Origin of the sequence: Streptomyces sp. NPDC005576 (genome assembly GCF_042871745.1) — a bacterium.
In the GTDB taxonomy this organism is placed as follows: Bacteria; Actinomycetota; Actinomycetes; order Streptomycetales; family Streptomycetaceae; genus Streptomyces.
Genome location: NZ_JBIAJC010000003.1, coordinates 42,674 through 59,461, shown reverse-complemented (window position 1 = coordinate 59,461; position 16,788 = coordinate 42,674). Strand labels below are relative to the sequence as shown.

Here is a 16,788-nt window from a genome sequence, read left to right as displayed (position 1 = left end):
GGGTCAGCGGAGCGACCCGGCGGCGGCCCGCCGGTGCGGCGAGCCCTCTGCGGCTTGCAGTGCGTCGGCGAGGCGGTCGAGTACCGCCGTCGCCTGTTCGTCGGTGAGGGTGAGGGGCGGCAGGAGCCGGACGACGGCGTCGTGGCGCCCGCCGAGTTCGACGATGAGGCCGCGGCGCAGGCATTCCTGCTGCACGGCGGCGGCGAAGGCCGGATCGGCCGGGGGCGCGCCGCCGTCATGTGCGGGAGCGGCCTCGGGGTCGACGAGTTCGACCCCGATCATCAGGCCGCGGCCCCGGACGTCGCCGATGGAGGGGTGGTGTGCGGCCAGCTCGCGGAGCCGGCCGAGCATGCGCTCCCCGAGCGCGGCGGCGCGTTCGGCCAGGCGGTTCTCGCGGACGTACGCCAGGGTGGCCGCGCCGGCCGCCATGGCGAGCTGGTTGCCGCGGAAGGTGCCGGCGTGGGCGCCGGGCCGCCAGAGGTCGAGCGAGGAGCGGTAGACGATCACGGCGAGCGGCAGCGAACCGCCGATGGCCTTGGACAGCACCATCACGTCGGGCACCACCCCGCTGTGCTCGACGGCCCAGAAGCGGCCGGTCCTGCCGACGCCGGTCTGCACCTCGTCGGCGATCAGGGGGATGGACCGGTCGGCGGTGATCTCGCGCATCCGGCGCAGCCATGCGTCGGGCGCGGGGTTGACCCCGCCCTCGCCCTGCACGGGTTCGAGGATCATCCCGGCCGGCGCGGTGACCCCGCCCTTGGGGTCGTCCAGCAGGTGCTGGGTCCAGTGGGCGGCGATCTCGGCTCCCCGCTCCCCGCCGGTCCCGAAGGGGCAGCGGTAGTCCTGCGGGAAGGGCAGACGCGTCACGCGGACCTCCCTCGCGCCGCCGGACGCGTCCAGCGCCCCGGAGGTCATGCCGTGGTAGGCGCCGGTGAAGGCGAGCAGGCCGGTACGGCCGGTGGCCGCGCGCACCAACTTGAACGCGGCCTCGACGGCGTCCGTCCCGGCGGGCCCGCAGAACTGGATGCGGGCGTCGCGGGCCAGTTCGCCGGGGAGCGTGGCGAACAGCTCGGTGGTGAAGGCGTCCTTCACGGGGGTGGCGAGGTCGAGCACGTGCAGCGGCGCACCGGAGTCGATCACCTTGCGGATGGCCTCCAGCACCACGGGGTGGTTGTGGCCGAGCGCCAGAGTGCCCGCACCGGAGAGACAGTCGAGGTATCTGCGGCCGTCCGCGCCCTCGATGGTCAGGCCGCGCGCCCGCACGGGCACGATCGGCAGGGAGCGCGCGTAGGTGCGCGCCGCCGATTCGCGCAGCGACTGGCGGCGGAGAATGCCCTCGTGCGCCGCGGGCAGGGCCGCCGGTGCTGTTTCGGTCACGGCCACGGCTGTTGATCCTCCTGCGGTCACGGTTGCGTTGCACGTCGTCATGTCGTCACGTAGTCATGTCGTCACGTAGTCATGTGGGGGCCTCCCGGAGTACGTTCTCCCGGCAGCGGAGTGCGCGGGCGAACTCCGGACGTGTGTCCCCCGTACGGACCAACGAGCCAACGGGCCGGGGATCACGGGTGCACCGGAAGATCCTTGCGGCGGCCGAACCTGAGCGGCTGCTCGCAGTACCTGAGGGCGCCCGGACGGAAGCTGACGGAGCGGAACCATGGCCCTGCCCGGCACGGTCTCCGACAGCAACGGCATAGTAGAGGCCGCTCAGCACAGGGCCGTTGCTCAACCGGGCACGGGGTACGAGGCATTCGGGCTCCGTCCCGCGTCCGGCGGCACGGGACCGCGGACGCGGACAGGCATGGCGCACCGGGTCACCGGGGTGCCGTACGCAGCGACGAACGACGAAGTCCCAGGGGGATCACCAGATGCGACCCATTCACCCGATCGATGCCGCCCGGAACGGGAGGGGCGGGCGCCGCAGGTCTTCGTCCGTACTGGCCGCCGCCGCCCTCGCGACGGTGCTCGCGCTCACGGCTACCGCCTGCGGGCCCGGGGAGGACGATGCGGCCAAGGAGCCCACCGGTTCGGCCGCGGCCTCCTCCGCAGCCTCCTCGGACGGGAAAGTCGTCATTCCGGACGAGTTGAAGAACCGCCTCAAGGAACACGGGATCGATCTCGACAAGTGGCGGAACGGCGAGTGGAAGAACTGGGACAAGGACCAGTGGCTCCGTGAGGCCAAGGACTACGTCAACCCGATCATCGAGAACCTCTGGGATCCGCAGCGGATGCGGGACGCCGACACCTCCCCGGAGCAGCCCGTCGCCGACGACATCTCCGGCGACGAGGGGGTGACCGACCCGACCCCCGCCGTGCGGGAGGCCGCAGAGGCGCCGACGCCGTACCACGACAGCGTCCCGGAGAGCGGCAAGCTGTTGTTCGACGGGCCCGAGGGTTCGATGGTCTGCTCCGCCACCGTGGTGGAGGACCCGGCGCACCCGGGCAAGTCGAACCTGGTGTGGACCGCGGGGCACTGTGTGCACGCGGGCAAGGCGGGCGGCTGGTACCGCAACATCGCCTTCGTCCCGGGGTACAACGACAGCGGCATGGAGACGTCGAAGCTGGAGAGCGCCTCCAAGGAGGAGATAGCTCCGTACGGCGTGTGGTGGAGCGACTGGGCTTCCACCTCGGACCAGTGGATCGCGCAGGGTGCGTCCACCGGCGGCCAGGGCGCCCCGTACGACTTCGCGGTACTGCACGTGACGCCGGAGACCGGTGCGTCGGCCACGTCGCTGGAGGAGACGGTCGGTCACGCACTGCCGGTCGACTTCGACGCCCCCGCGGTGTCCGGCATCTCCTCGCTGACGGCGACCGGCTACCCGGCCGCTCCCCCGTACGACGGGCAGAAGGCGTTCCGCTGCGACGACACCCCGGGCAGGCTCTCGGTCTTCCAGGACCAGCCCACGATGTACCGCATCGGCTGCTCGATGACCGGGGGCGCCTCGGGCGGCGGCTGGGTCGGTGAGGGGGCCGACGGCAAGCCCGCCCTGTTCTCCAACACCTCGATCGGCCCGGTCACGGCGGGCTGGCTCGCCGGACCGCGCCTGGGCAAGGAGGCCCGGAAGGTCTACGACGGGGTGAGCCGCAAGTACGCGGGAGAGTGACGCTCATGCCGGAGGCCCGGCCGTTCCCCGTGGGGGGATCGGCCGGGCCTCCGGCTCGTACCGCTGGTGCGCGGCGCTTTCGCGGTCAGCGGGTCGCGGTAAGCGGGTCGCGGTCAGCGGGTCGCGGTCAGTGAGTCGCGAGGACGAACACCGCGAGCTCCGCGGCGAGTTCCTCGTGGACCCGGGCCTTCAGCAGGGTGCCCTCCGCCGTGTGCTCCTCGGAGATCACCTCGCCGTCGGCGTGCACCCGCGAGACCAGGGCGCCCTGGATGTACGGGACCAGAGCCTCGATCTCCACGGACGGCCGGGGCAGTTCGGCGTCGACCAGCGCGAGCAACTCGTCGATCCCGGCGCCGGTACGGGCCGAGACGGCGATGGCGTGCGGCTCCGCGCGCAGCAGCCGCTGGAGGACCAGCGGGTCCGCCGCGTCCGCCTTGTTGATCACGACGATCTCGGGGACGCCGGTGGCACCGACCTCCCGGATCACCTCGCGCACGGCGGCGAGCTGCTCCTCCGGGACGGGGTGCGAGCCGTCCACCACGTGCAGGATGAGGTCGGAGTCGCCGACCTCCTCCATGGTGGAGCGGAACGCCTCGACCAGGTGGTGCGGCAGGTGTCGTACAAACCCGACGGTGTCGGCCAGGGTGTAGAGCCGGCCGCTGGGCGTCTCGGCCCGGCGGACCGTCGGGTCCAGGGTGGCGAACAGGGAGTTCTCCACCAGGACACCGGCCCCGGTCAGGCGGTTGAGCAGGGACGACTTGCCGGCGTTGGTGTAACCGGCGATGGCGACCGAGGGCACCTTGTTCCGCCTGCGCTCCTGCCGCTTGATCTCGCGGCCGGTCTTCATCTCGGCGATCTCCCGGCGCATCTTCGCCATCTTCTCGCGGATGCGGCGCCGGTCGGTCTCGATCTTGGTCTCACCGGGACCACGCGTGGCCATGCCGCCACCGCCGCTGGAACCGCCGCCACCCATCTGCCGGGAGAGGGACTGGCCCCAGCCCCGCAGCCGCGGCAGCATGTACTGCATCTGTGCCAGGGAGACCTGCGCCTTGCCCTCGCGGGACTTGGCGTGCTGGGCGAAGATGTCGAGGATCAGCGCGGTCCGGTCGACCACCTTGACCTTGACGACGTCTTCCAGGTGGATGAGCTGGCCGGGGCTGAGTTCACCGTCGCAGACGACGGTGTCGGCGCCGGACTCGAGCACGATGTCCCGCAGCTCCAGCGCCTTGCCGGAGCCGATGTAGGTGGCCGGGTCCGGCTTGTCACGGCGCTGGTAGACGGCGTCGAGCACCTGGGCGCCCGCCGTCTCGGCGAGGGCGGCCAGCTCCGCGAGGGAGATCTCGGCGTCGTGCACGGTCCCGGAGGTCCATACACCGACGAGCACCACACGCTCCAGACGGAGCTGCCGGTACTCGACCTCGGTGACGTCCTCGAGCTCGGTGGAGAGTCCGGCCACGCGTCGCAGCGCGGCACGCTCGGACCGGTCGAGCTGCTCGCCGTCCCGCTCTCCGTCGATCTCGTGGCTCCAGGCGACGTCCTCTTCCATCAGGGCGTCGGCCCGAAGGCTCTCGGTGGCACGTCCGGAGTCGGACTCCGTGGCGCTCTGCGCGTCCTGCGCGTCCTGGGGAAGGGAAGAAGAGGAGGTCATTGGATCCTTACGTCGAAGGTTTCTCGTAGTGACAGTCACAACGCGTCACGTCCCCGGATGATTCCCGAAGGATCCACCGGTCCGGCCGCTCTGCCGACCCCTTGATACTGGCACGCGGCCACCGGGCCCGTCATGCGGGTTTCCCCGTGGTGGCGTGGACCGGTGCCGTGGATCCTCCGGCCGGCCGGGCCGCCTTCGGGGCAGTGCCGTGCCAGTCCGGGTGGCCGGGCATCGCGGGGGTCCTCCCCCCGTACAGCCAGCCGTCGAGGAACGCCGAGAGATCGCGTCCGGCCTCGCGCGAGGCGAGCCGGACGAAGTCCCCCGTGGTGGCGGACCCGTCGCGGTACCCCCGCACCCAGGCGCGCTCCAGTCGGCCGAAGGCGTCCTCGCCGATCTCCTGGCGCAGCGCGTAGAGGACCAGGGCACTGCCGTCGTAGACCACCGGCCGGAACAGGTCGAGCTTCTGCCCGGCCGCCGGCGGGGCGGGGCGTGCGGGGGGCCCGCCGGCCGCCCGCCAGCCGTCGGACCGGGTGTAGGCGTCCCGCATGCGGCGCTCCAGCGTGGGGCCGCCCCGCTCCTCGGCGTAGCGGGCCTCGTACCAGCTCGCGTGCCCCTCGTTCAGCCAGAGGTCGGACCAGGACGCCGGGGAGACGCTGTCGCCGAACCACTGGTGCGCCAGCTCGTGGACCATCACCGAGTCGACGTACCACTCGGGGTGGGGGTCCGTGGTGAAGAGCCGGCGTTCGAAGAGCGAGAGTGTCTGGGTCTCCAGTTCAAAGCCGGTGACGGTGTCGGCGACCAGCAGTCCGTAGGTCTCGAAGGGGTAGGGACCGACCTGCCGCTCCATCCACTCCATCTGGGCGGGCGTCCGGCTCAGCCAGGGTTCCAGGACCGCCTCGTCCGCCGCCGGGACGACGTCGCGCAGCGGCAGGCCGCCGGGGCCGCTCCGGTGCGGGACCGCGGAGGTGCCGATGGAGACCTGGGCGAGCTCGGTGGCCATCGGGTGCTCGGTGCGGAAGGTCCGGGTCACCGTGGCACCCCGGCGGCTCACCCCGGTCGGCAGCCCGTTGGCGACGGCGGTGAGCTGCTCGGGGGTGGTGAGGCGGAAGGTGAAGTACGCCTTGTCGGCCGGGTGGTCGTTGCAGGGGAAGACCCGGTGCGCCGCATCGGCCTGGCCCGCGAGGGCGAGGCCGTCACCGGTACGCACCCAGCCGCCGCTGCCCGCGCCCTGGGCGGGGTCGCTGGTGTGCCGGACGGTGATGCGCAGCGGCACCCCCGCCGGCAGCCGTGCGGCCGGCGTGACGATCAGGTCCTCGTCCTCGCCGGTGAACCGGGCGGCCAGTCCGTTGACCGCGACCGAGCGGACCTCTCCCCGGGCGAAGTCGAGATTGATGCGGTCCAGTGGCTCGGTGGTCCGTGCCCTGATGACGGTCACCGCGTCGAGCGGCTCGGTGTTGCGGCCGCCGTAGTCGAGGTCGATGTCGTACGAGAGGACGTCGTACCCGGGGTTCCCGAGCGTCGGGAAGAGCGGGTCCCCGATTCCGAGGGGGCCGCTTCCTGGAGGGGTGGGCGGTGCGGCGGCGATCAGGCCGGCCGACGCGGCGGCCAGCAGGACGGTGCGCAGGCGGCGGGAGGTGGGCGGCATGGATCACCGCTATCAGCGGTGATCGTCCCGGCGCGGGGCGACGCGCTGCCGGGCCACCCGAACGAGATGGCCGGGCGGGCCGCCCGGCGGCAGGGCCCGCCCGAGGGCCGCCGGGCTTCCGGGCGCCGAGACGCTCGGGCACCCGGGCTTCAGGACCTGTGGGCACTCCGGCACGCTCAGCCCCTCAGCCCCGCACAGCCTCAGGCGCGACTGACGTCGTAGACCCCGGCGACGTCCCGCATGGCCCTCACGAGAGCGGGGAGTGCCTCCGCGCCGGCGAGCTGCAAGGTGTAGGTGTGGCGCACCCGTTGCTCGCTGGGCGGCTCCACTGTGGCGGAGACGATGGCGGCGTCCGCGGTGGCGATCGCCTCGGTGAGGTCGGCGAGGAGCCGGGGGCGCCCGAAGGACTCCGCGACGAGGGTGACCAGGCACGCGGGGGCGTCCCCACCCACGTCGCCGCCCCTGTCACCGGCCGCGCCGCCACCCGCACCGCCGTCCGTGTCACCGTCCGGGTCACCGGTCACCGCGGTCGCCCCGGGCTGCTGCCGGGGGTGTGCCGGGGGCCAGCCGGGCCCGCCGTCGTCCCCGTCCTCCGCCCCGGCCGGCCCGTCGGCGTACGGGGCGTACCGGGCGTCCTCGGCGTCCTGCGAGGCGGCGTCCTCCGGGTGGGCGTCGAACCAGCCGGCGATCGCGATGCGCGCGGCGGGGGTACGGGCGTGGTCGAGCCACTCCCGGGACGGGCCGGAGGCGGTGTCGCGGGCGAGCAGGAGCTGCACGGTGTCGCCGTCGCCCAGGGCGGTGGCGAGGGTGGCGAGGCGGCCGTTGACCCGCGCGCCGATGCATCCGTGGGCTCCGTCGCCGTACTGCGCGTAGGCGGCGTCCACGCAGCTGGCGCCTGCCGGGAGGACGAGGGTGCGGCCGTCGGTGCGGAAGACGGTGATCTCGCGGTCCTCGGCCAGATCGGCGCGGAGGGTGCTCCAGAAGGTGTCCGGGTCCGGCGCGGACTCCTGCCAGTCGAGCAGCCGGGAGAGCCACCCGGGCCGGGTGGGGTCGGCGCGTTCGCCGTCGGCCGGTTCGTCCCCGGCGGGTGCGGTGACGTCCGGCGCGTACGGATTGCCGAGGGCGACCACGCCCGCCTCGGCCACCTTGTGCATCCGGTGCGTACGGATGAGGACTTCGGCGACCGCGCCGCCGGGGCCGACGACCGCGGTGTGCAGCGACTGGTACAGGTTGAACTTGGGGGCGGCGACGAAGTCCTTGAACTCGGAGATCACCGGGGTGAAACAGGTGTGGAGTTCACCGAGGACCGCGTAACAGTCCGCGTCCTCACCGACCAGCACGAGGAGCCGGCCGAAGTCGGTGCCGCGCAACTCCCCGCGTTTCATCCGGACCCGGTGGACGGAGACGAAGTGGCGCGGCCTGATGAGGACTTCGGCGGTGATGCCGGCCTCGCGCAGGGTGCTGCGGACGTTCTGCGCGATGGCGGTGAGAGGACTCGGCCCGCTCTCCGACTCGGCGATCAGCGTCTGGGTGTGCGCGTGTTCCTCGGGGCGGAGGATGGCGAAGACGAGGTCTTCCAGTTCGGTCTTCAGCGCCTGCACACCGAGGCGTTCGGCGAGCGGGATCAGCACGTCCCGGGTGACCTTGGCGATCCTCACCTGTTTCTCGGGCCGCATCACCCCGAGGGTGCGCATGTTGTGGAGGCGGTCGGCGAGTTTGATCGACATGACCCGGACGTCGTTGCCGGTGGCGACGAGCATCTTGCGGAAGGTCTCCGGCTCGGCGGCGTCACCGTAGTCGACCTTCTCCAGCTTCGTGACGCCGTCGACGAGGTAGCTGACTTCCTCGCCGAACTCCTCACGCACCTGATCGAGCGTCACCTCGGTGTCCTCGACGGTGTCGTGGAGCAGAGAGGCCGTCAGGGTCGTGGTCTCCGCGCCGAGTTCGGCGAGAATCAGGGTCACGGCGAGCGGGTGGGTGATGTAGGGCTCACCACTCTTGCGCATCTGGCCGCGGTGGGAGCACTCGGCGAGGACGTAAGCCCGGCTCAGCACGGAGAGGTCGGCGTCCGGGTGATGCGCGCGGTGCGCCTCCGCCACATGGCCGATGGCGTCCGGCAGTCTTCCCCGGGAGACCGGCCCGAGGAGCGCCACCCGGCCGAGTCTGCGCAGATCGATCCGGGGACGGGAGCGTTTACGGACGGGAACACCTGGACTGGCGGCCTCTGCACTCATGGGCACCTCCGGCGACGTCGACCGGCGGTGAGAGGCAGACCTTGGTGTCCCCGGGCCGGTGCTTGATGCTACCGACCCCACCACGTACGGCAGTCCGCCTCTCGCGCCGCGTGAAGCGGATCACCCGTTCGAGCGAAACGTGGTCGGGTTATCGTCCGAGCACCGATTCGAGCCACTCCGCGTCGAGGACACCTTCGGCGACGATGACGGCCGAGCCGGTCATCTCGATGGCGCCGTGCGGGTGTTCCGTGATCACCAGCGTGCCGCCGGGCAGGTCGACGGTGTACGTGACGGGCGTGCCGGTCACCGCGGGGTCGATGCCGTCCCGGCGGGCCGAGGCCACCGCGACGGCACAGGCGCCGGTGCCGCAGGAACGGGTCTCGCCGGAACCGCGCTCGTGCACCCGCATCGCGACGTGGTGGGTGCCCCGGCTGACGACGAACTCGATGTTCACGCCCTCGGGGTACACCGGACCGGGGCTGTACGCGGGTTCGGTGAACAGGTTCCCGGCGTGCGCCAGGTCGTCCACGAAGGCGACGGCGTGCGGGTTGCCCATGTTGACGTTGCGCGCTTCCCAGCTGCGGCCGTCGACGGAGACGGTGACTCCCTCGGCGGGCAGCTCGGCCCGCCCCATGGAGACGGTGATGTCACCGTTCTTGGCGAGGTGCACCCTCTTGATCCCACCGCGGGTGGCGATCGCGAGATCCCCCGCCTCGACGTGTCCGGCGCGCTGCAGGTAGCGGGCGAAGACGCGCACGCCGTTGCCGCACATCTCGGCGATCGAGCCGTCGCCGTTGCGGTAGTCCATGAACCATTCGGCCTCGTCCGCCACGGCGCGGGCCTCGGGGTGGGCCGCGGAGCGCACGACGTGCAGCAGCCCGTCACCGCCGATGCCCGCCCGGCGGTCGCAGAGCCGCGCGACGGCCGCGGGCGGCAGGTCGAGGGCGTTGTCCGGGTCCGGAATGATCACGAAGTCGTTCTCGGTGCCGTGACCCTTGAAGAAGGAGATCTGCTCGGTGCTCACAAGGCAACTGTACGGGCGCCGGGGCGGGACCCGTCAGCGCAGGCGGGCCACGCGCCAGACGGCGAGGCCCACCAGGGCGAGAGCGAGCACCCCGTACAGCGCGATCACGCGCCAGTCGGGACGGATGCCGGAGCCCCGCGCGGGCAGGCCCGGCCAGGTGTGTCCCACGCGGCGGGCGGCCATCATGCCCCAGCCCGCGGCGCAGCCGCTGATCAGCAGGCCGAGCATGGCGACGACGGCACCGCCGTCGCCGAACTCGAAGGCGAGCGGGAACGCGAACATCAGCGAACCGATCGCGGCGAGCACCACGATCGGGGCGAGCTGCCAGATCCGCAGCCGGCGGGCCGGTCGGAGTTCGACCTCGACCTCGGGCGTCACGACGCTCTCGTCGGGCAGGTCGGAGTTGAGACGATCGGCGGCGAGTCGCCTCTCCACCGCTTCCCGCTCCGTGTCACGAGGGCCGGCCTCCATCGCCACGCGCCCTCCCCACTCGGAACTCGGACTTCCCTGTATCGATCGATGCTCGATGATGGCACGAACGCGCGGGCGGAAAGGACGCGCGGGGCGTCCCGATGCCATCACGTGATCAGAGTGTGACCGCTCGTTCGACCAACGTCAGTGCCCGGTCCGGGAGTTCCTCCCGGTCCATCTCGCCGCCGCCCAGCCACACGACCCGCGGATCACGCCGGAACCAGGAATCCTGGCGGCGCGCGAAACGCTTGGTGGCACGCACGGTTTCGGCACGGGCCTCGTCCTCGGTGCATTCGCCGGCCAGTGCCGCCAGGACCTGCTGGTAGCCGAGCGCGCGGGAGGCGGTGAGCCCCTCGCGCAGCCCCTGGGCCTCCAGTGTCCGGACCTCGTCCACCAGGCCCGCCTCCCACATCCGGTCGACGCGCAGGGCGATCCGGGCGTCGAGTTCCGGGCGCTCGACGTCCACACCGATCTGCAGGGCGTCGTAGACGGGTTCCTCGCCCGGGAGGTTGGCGGTGAACGGCTTGCCGGTGATCTCGATGACCTCCAGGGCGCGGACGATGCGGCGGCCGTTGCTGGGCAGGATCGCCCGGCCCGCATCCGGGTCGGCGGCGGCGAGCCGCTCGTGGAGGGCGCCGGGGCCCCGCTCCTCCAGCTCCTGTTCGAGCCGGGCGCGCACCTCCGGGTCGGTGCCCGGGAACTCCAGGGCGTCGATGGTGCCCTTCACGTACAGCCCGGAGCCGCCGACCAGGATCGGGGTCCGTCCTTCCGAGAGCAGGCGGTCGATCTCCGCCCGAGCCAGCCGCTGGTACTCCGCGACGCTGGCGGTCCGGGTCACGTCCCAGACGTCCAGGAGATGGTGCGGGACGCCGTCGCGTTCGGGGAGGGTCAGTTTCGCGGTGCCGATGTCCATGCCCCGGTAGAGCTGCATGGAGTCGGCGTTGACCACCTCGCCGTCCAGCCGCTGGGCGAGGAAGACCCCCAGATCGGACTTGCCTGCCGCCGTGGGGCCGACGACGGTGATGACGCGGGGGGCGGGAACTGGTCTGCTCACCGCCCCAGTCTCCCAAACCTCCCGCGCCCCGCCGACCGACCCATTCCATTTGTACGATTACGCGCCTTTTGTCGCTGGCGAGTAAAGTCGGCGGCACCGGACAGGAGTGACGGTGCGGGAGCAGGCTCGGCCCGAGCAACCACGGCACGGAAGGTGACCCATGGGGTTCCTGGACAATCTGAAGGCCCGGCTGGGACCGGCCAAGGACAAGGTCGGCGGCAAGGTCGGTGACCTCGCGCACCAGCACGGGGGCAAGATCGAGCAGGGCCTGGACAAGGCCGCGCGCACGGTCGACCAGCGGACCAAGGGCAAGTACAGCGACAAGATCCAGAGCGGTACGCAGAAGGCCAAGGAGACGGTGGACCGCCTCGGCCACAAGGACGGTCAGGGTCCGGGCCCGACCACGGGCTTCGGCGGCACGGGCGGTACTCCCCCGCCGCCCCCGCCGGCCCGCTGAGGCGTGCCGTACAGCACACCCGTACGGCACGACGGCACGACGGCACGACCGCACACAGCGCCCGAAGGACGGCCGCGGAGCCCGGCTCCGCGGCCGTCACCCGTTCCCCTCACCCGTTCGCGTGGCCCGTCCGGGTGGGACGGTGGCCGGAACGGGCCGGACACCACTCGGACCGGCACCACTCCGGCGACCTCACTCGCGACCGCTCAGGACCAGACGGCGACCGTGTACCCCACTCCGTAGGGCGCGCACTCGTACAGCGACCGCCCACGGAGGCCGACCCCGTCCGCGGCGCCCGCGAGCACTTGCCACGGGGCCCGGCCCGCCGCCTTCAGCTCGTACGCGAGGGGGGCGTCGAGCTCCGCGAGGGCAGACACGTCCGCCGCGCCCAGGGCGCGCGCGGCGACGGCGTCGAACCCCTCGGCGCGGGGGTCCAGATAACCGGGCGCCTTGACGCTGCGGCAGGCGCTGCCGTCGCCCATCACCAGCAGCGCGACCCGGCCGGCGCGCTCCGCGAGGCCCCGTCCTGCCTCGGCGCAACGTTCCGGGGACAGGGGCTCGCCCACGCCGAGCCCTTCGACGGGGGACGCCGTCCAGTCGGTCGTGGCGAGCAGCCAGGCGCCCACGGCGAGCGAGGCGGGCAGCGGCCGGGACGGCAGGGCGTCGTCAGGGGCGGCCGGGCCCAGCCGGACGCCGAGGTCCACGCCGAAGGCGCGGAAGTTCCCGGCACTCCCCGAGGGAAAGACGCCGCGCTCGCCCTCGCCGGCAGGCCCGACCACGATCAGCAGATCGGGGCCGGCCTCCGCCAGGACGGCGAGGACCTCGGCGCAGGCTGCCCGGAGGGGGTCGAGCTCGGGTGCGGCCCCGGCGGCGACTTCGGGGACCAGCAGGGGCGGACAGGGGCTCACGGCGGCGGCGACAAGCATGCCGGTCAGCGTACTGGCCGCCTCCTCGTGGGAGGGCGGGCCCTGCCCGTGGAGCAGGGCGGGGCCCGCCTCCCGTGAGGGGACGGGTCAGTCGCAGCCGCAGCCCGGCGCGGAGGCGGCGGGCAGCGGGGCGGGGGCGCCGACGGCCGGCAGGCCCAGCATCACGCCGGCGGGCTTGGCCGCCGCGGCGGCGTTCCGCTTCTCCCAGGCGTCGCCCGAGCGGGTGGAGCGCACGGCGAGGGTGGGGCCCTCGGCGAGCAGGTGGTGCGGGGCGGCGTAGGTGATCTCGACCGTCACCACGTCACCGGGGCGCACGGTCCCCTCCGGCTTGGTGAAGTGGACGAGGCGGTTGTCGGGGGCGCGGCCGGAGAGGCGGTGGGTGGAGCCGTCCTTGCGGCCCTCGCCCTCCGCGACCATGACCTCCAGGACGCGTCCGACCTGCTTCTTGTTCTCCTCCCAGGAGATCTCCTCCTGGAGGGCGGAGAGGCGCATGTAGCGCTCCTGCACGACCTCCTTGGGGATCTGCCCGTCCATGTCCGCGGCCGGGGTCCCGGGGCGCTTGGAGTACTGGAAGGTGAAGGCGTTGGCGAAGCGGGCCTCGCGCACCGCGTGCATGGTCTGCTCGAAGTCCTCCTCGGTCTCGCCGGGGAAGCCCACGATGATGTCGGTGGAGATGGCGGCGTCCGGCATCGCGGCGCGCACCTTCTCGATGATGCCGAGGAAGCGTTCCTGCCGGTAGGAGCGGCGCATGGCCTTCAGGATGGTGTCCGAGCCGGACTGCATCGGCATGTGGAGCTGCGGCATGACGTTCGGCGTCTCGGCCATCGCGGCGATCACGTCGTCGGTGAAGTCGCGGGGGTGCGGGGAGGTGAAGCGGACGCGCTCCAGGCCCTCGATCTTCCCGCAGGCCCGCAGCAGCTTGGAGAACGCCTCGCGGTCGCCGATGTCGGAGCCGTAGGCGTTGACGTTCTGGCCGAGCAGGGTGATCTCGGAGACGCCCTCGGAGACCAGCGCCTCGATCTCGGCCAGGATGTCGCCGGTGCGGCGGTCCTTCTCCTTGCCGCGCAGGGCGGGCACGATGCAGAAGGTGCAGGTGTTGTTGCAGCCGACCGAGATGGAGACCCACGCCGCGTAGGCGGACTCCCGGCGGGTGGGGAGCGTCGAGGGGAACGCCTCCAGGGACTCGGCGATCTCGATCTGCGCCTCCTCCTGGACACGGGCGCGCTCCAGCAGCACCGGGAGCTTGCCGATGTTGTGCGTGCCGAAGACCACGTCCACCCACGGGGCCCGCTTCACGATGGTGTCGCGGTCCTTCTGCGCGAGACAGCCGCCGACGGCGATCTGCATGCCGGGGCGCTTGGTCTTCATCGGGGCGAGCCGGCCGAGGTTGCCGTAGAGCTTGTTGTCGGCGTTCTCGCGGACCGCGCAGGTGTTGAAGACGACGACGTCGGCGTCGCCGTCGGCGTCCTCGGGTGCGCGGACATAACCGGCGCCCTCCAGCAGGCCCGACAGCCGCTCCGAGTCGTGGACGTTCATCTGGCATCCGTACGTACGGATTTCGTAGCTCTTGCGTTCTTGAACGTCCACTGCGAGGCTCCGGTCGCTGCTGCTGGTCATCCCTCAAGGGTAGGCGCTCCGGGAAAGCCCCCTCCCCCGCCCGCCGCGGCCGGCTCTGGCCAGCCCGGGGCCCCGCCTGGCAGGATCGCGGCCATGTCCCCGACCGGCCCCTCCCCCACCCGCCGCCGCGTGCTGCGCGCGGGCGCCGCCTCGACGGTCTCGCTGGGACTCCTGCTCTGGTGGGTGCTGCCGCTCGACAGCCCTTCGCCCAGCGGCTCCCTGGTCTTCTCCACCGGCGTACGGACCGGGGTGTACCAGCTCTACGGGGAGCGGCTCGAAGGCGCGCTCGCCACGGACATGCCGGGGGTGTCCATACAGCTGCGGACCAGTCAGGGCTCGCAGCAGAACATCGAGCGGGTCGCGGCGGGTGAGGCGGACTTCACCATCGCCACCGCCGACGCGGTGGCGACGTACCTGCGCAGCGGCAGGCCCGGTGCCCGGCGGCTGAGGGGCTGTGTCCGCCTCTACGACGACTACGTACAGCTGATCGTGCCCCGCTCCTCCTCCGTGCGCGGCGTCGCCGACCTGCGGGGCAAGCGGGTGGGCGTCGGGCAGCTCGGGTCCGGGGTGAAGCTGGTCGCCGACCGGCTGATGACCGCAGCCGGGGTCGATCCGGCGAAGGGGGTCACCCCCGTGACGGCCGGGATCGACACCATGCCGTCGCTGCTGGTGGAGGGGAAGCTCGACGCCTTCTTCTGGTCCGGCGGGCTGCCGACCAACGCGGTCAAGGAGCTCGCGCGGCGGACCGACGTCCGGCTGGTGCCCCTGGAGGACGAGCTGATCCGCCGGCTCCAGGCGGCGGGGGGTTCGACCCGCTACTACCGCGCAGCGGTCATGCCGGCGGACGCCTACCCCGAGGTGCAGCGCGGACAGTCCGTGCCGACGGTCGCCGTCGCCAATCTGCTGGTGACGACGGAGCGCACGGACGCGGCGATGACCGAGGCGTTCACCCGTACCGTCATCGACAGCCGGGACCGGATCGGACGGGAGGTGCACTCGGCGCAACTGGTGGACCTGCGGACGGCCATCTACACCGATCCGCTGCCGCTCCACGACGGCGCACAGCAGTACTACCGCTCGGTCAAGCCCTGATCCCATGAGCCCCCGCAGGCCCGGCCACCGGTCCCGACCGCACCACCGGTCCGGGCGCCGACCGTGCGCACGGGACGCCGACCGCGCGGAACGGGTGCGCAGGCCGTGCGGACGAGGCGTGTCAGTCGCGGGGGGCGTCGCGCGGTACGGAGACCGTGACCCGCAGGCCGTGGGGGTCGTTGCGGCCGTAGGCGATCGAGGCGCCACCCGCCGCGAGCAGTACCCGGGAGATGGACAGCCCGAGGCCGGAGCCCCGTACGTTCTGATGGCGGTTGCTCCGCCAGAAGCGGTCGCCCACGCGCGCCAGTTCCTCATCGGTGAGGCCGGGGCCCCGGTCCGCGACGACGATGGTGGAGACGGCGCCCTCCACGGCGACCGACACCGTCACGTCCTCGCCGGGCGGGGTGAACTTCAGCGCGTTGTCGATCACCGCGTCCAGCGCGCTGGAGAGGGCTATCGGGTCGGCCCAGGCGGTGACGGCCGGGGCCCCGTCCTGGGTGAGGCCCACCCCCTTTCCGTCGGCGACCGGATGCCAGGCGGCGACACGTTCGGCGGTGAGGGCGGCGACGTCGGTGAGAGCGAGGTCTGCTTCGGCGTGCTCGGCGAGCGCCAGGTCAAGCAGGTCGTCGAGGACCTGGGCCAGCCGCTTCCCCTCCAACCGCACCGAGGCGATCTCCTCGTTGCCCTCGGGGAGTTCGAGGGCGAGCAGCTCGATCCGCAGCAGCAGCGCGGAGAGCGGATTGCGCAGTTGGTGGGAGGCGTCCGCGACGAACGCCCGCTGCTGTTCCAGGACTTCTTCCACGTTGTCGGCCATCTCGTTGAACGAGCGTGCGAGCCTGCGGAGTTCGGGAGGACCGCCGCCCTCGACCACGCGGGAGCGCATCCGGCCGCGCGCGATGTCGTGGGTGGCGGCATCCAGGGTGCGCACCGGGAGCAGCACCCAGCCGGTGAGCCGGAACGCGGCGCCGACCGCCACCAGCATCGCCGCGGCCTCGCCGAGGGCGATGATCAGCCAGCCGTGCAGGATGCGGGCCCGCATCTCGTCGGTGGGCGAGTCGAGGACGACGACGGCGACGACGTCCCCGTCGCGCACGACGGGCGAGGCGACGACGATCCGGCCGCGCTGCCAGGGCCAGACCTGCGGGGGGTCGTGGGAGCGGCGGCCGAGCAGCGCTTCCTGGAAGGCGGCGCGGCCCTCGCCCTCCTTGGGCAGGTTCCAGGTGAGCGGCGCTTTGGCCAGGTAGCGGTCGTCGCGGTAGAAGATGCCGGCCCGGATTCCGTACACGGTGGCGTAGGCGTCGAGGTCCGCCTGCAGGGTGCGGCGGCGCTCGTCGTCGGGGGCGACCGGTTCGCTGATGAACTGGGCGAGCGCGGCGAAGCGCGCGGTGTCGTCGATCCGGTCGATGACGACCTGCTGCTGCTGGGCGCCGGCCACGCTCATCGCGAGGGGGAAACCGAGCGCGAGCAGCACGGCGGCCATGAGCACGATGAGCAGGGGCAGCAGACGGGTACGCACGGG

The 16,788-nt window shown here is 72.5% G+C and carries 13 protein-coding genes; 3 read left to right on the top strand and 10 right to left on the bottom strand.

From position 1 onward, the window contains the following. Nucleotides 1–3: 3 nt before the first annotated feature. Entirely contained in the window at nucleotides 4–1,383 is a 1,380-nt protein-coding gene (locus tag ACFYPN_RS06490) for a diaminobutyrate--2-oxoglutarate transaminase family protein (RefSeq protein WP_358760784.1), read from the bottom strand. A gap of 482 nt (nucleotides 1,384–1,865) precedes the next feature. On the opposite strand from ACFYPN_RS06490, the gene ACFYPN_RS06485 reads away from it, so the two are divergent. Then, the gene (locus ACFYPN_RS06485; protein WP_358760783.1) at nucleotides 1,866–3,101 is read left to right on the top strand and encodes a hypothetical protein; all 1,236 of its coding nucleotides are present in this window, start codon (nucleotides 1,866–1,868) and stop codon (nucleotides 3,099–3,101) included. A 127-nt stretch (nucleotides 3,102–3,228) separates the two neighbouring features. Here the strand turns inward: ACFYPN_RS06485 and hflX are convergent, their stop codons facing one another. The 6 genes from hflX to miaA all read right to left on the bottom strand — a co-directional run bounded on the left by hflX (nucleotide 3,229) and on the right by miaA (nucleotide 11,177). Then, nucleotides 3,229–4,749, bottom strand: a complete 1,521-nt coding sequence (gene hflX / locus ACFYPN_RS06480; RefSeq protein WP_389297020.1) for a GTPase HflX — start codon at nucleotides 4,747–4,749, stop codon at nucleotides 3,229–3,231. Between the two features lie 130 nt (nucleotides 4,750–4,879). After that, nucleotides 4,880–6,394: a M1 family metallopeptidase gene (locus ACFYPN_RS06475; protein WP_389297018.1), complete on the bottom strand. Its 1,515-nt coding sequence runs from the start codon at nucleotides 6,392–6,394 to the stop codon at nucleotides 4,880–4,882. A 200-nt stretch (nucleotides 6,395–6,594) separates the two neighbouring features. Continuing rightward, nucleotides 6,595–8,628: a RelA/SpoT family protein gene (locus ACFYPN_RS06470; RefSeq protein WP_389297016.1), complete on the bottom strand. Its 2,034-nt coding sequence runs from the start codon at nucleotides 8,626–8,628 to the stop codon at nucleotides 6,595–6,597. Between the two features lie 148 nt (nucleotides 8,629–8,776). Then, nucleotides 8,777–9,652 (bottom strand): diaminopimelate epimerase, encoded by an 876-nt coding sequence (gene dapF / locus ACFYPN_RS06465; protein ID WP_358760779.1) that lies wholly within the window; start codon nucleotides 9,650–9,652, stop codon nucleotides 8,777–8,779. A gap of 33 nt (nucleotides 9,653–9,685) precedes the next feature. Then, the gene (locus tag ACFYPN_RS06460) at nucleotides 9,686–10,123 is read right to left on the bottom strand and encodes a hypothetical protein (RefSeq protein ID WP_358760814.1); all 438 of its coding nucleotides are present in this window, start codon (nucleotides 10,121–10,123) and stop codon (nucleotides 9,686–9,688) included. Nucleotides 10,124–10,238: 115 nt separating this feature from the next. Then, on the bottom strand, nucleotides 10,239–11,177 hold the full coding sequence (miaA, locus tag ACFYPN_RS06455) for a tRNA (adenosine(37)-N6)-dimethylallyltransferase MiaA (protein ID WP_389297013.1): 939 nt from the start codon (nucleotides 11,175–11,177) through the stop codon (nucleotides 10,239–10,241). A gap of 160 nt (nucleotides 11,178–11,337) precedes the next feature. Between miaA and ACFYPN_RS06450 the strand changes: the two genes are divergently transcribed. Continuing rightward, nucleotides 11,338–11,634 carry an antitoxin gene (locus ACFYPN_RS06450; protein WP_358760777.1) on the top strand — a complete coding sequence of 99 codons (297 nt, stop codon included), beginning with the start codon at nucleotides 11,338–11,340 and terminating at the stop codon, nucleotides 11,632–11,634. 206 nt (nucleotides 11,635–11,840) lie between these two features. Here the strand turns inward: ACFYPN_RS06450 and ACFYPN_RS06445 are convergent, their stop codons facing one another. Together ACFYPN_RS06445 and miaB are read right to left on the bottom strand one after the other, a co-directional pair. Further along, nucleotides 11,841–12,560 (bottom strand): class III extradiol dioxygenase subunit B-like domain-containing protein, encoded by a 720-nt coding sequence (locus ACFYPN_RS06445; RefSeq protein WP_389297011.1) that lies wholly within the window; start codon nucleotides 12,558–12,560, stop codon nucleotides 11,841–11,843. 87 nt (nucleotides 12,561–12,647) lie between these two features. Next, complete coding sequence (gene miaB, locus ACFYPN_RS06440) at nucleotides 12,648–14,177, bottom strand: tRNA (N6-isopentenyl adenosine(37)-C2)-methylthiotransferase MiaB (RefSeq protein ID WP_389297009.1); 1,530 nt, start codon at nucleotides 14,175–14,177, stop codon at nucleotides 12,648–12,650. Between the two features lie 93 nt (nucleotides 14,178–14,270). On the opposite strand from miaB, the gene ACFYPN_RS06435 reads away from it, so the two are divergent. Further along, on the top strand, nucleotides 14,271–15,269 hold the full coding sequence (locus ACFYPN_RS06435; protein ID WP_358760774.1) for a TAXI family TRAP transporter solute-binding subunit: 999 nt from the start codon (nucleotides 14,271–14,273) through the stop codon (nucleotides 15,267–15,269). A 121-nt stretch (nucleotides 15,270–15,390) separates the two neighbouring features. On the opposite strand, the gene ACFYPN_RS06430 is transcribed toward ACFYPN_RS06435, so the two are convergent. Continuing rightward, nucleotides 15,391–16,785, bottom strand: a complete 1,395-nt coding sequence (locus ACFYPN_RS06430) for an ATP-binding protein (protein ID WP_389297007.1) — start codon at nucleotides 16,783–16,785, stop codon at nucleotides 15,391–15,393. Between the last annotated feature and the right edge of the window lie 3 nt (nucleotides 16,786–16,788).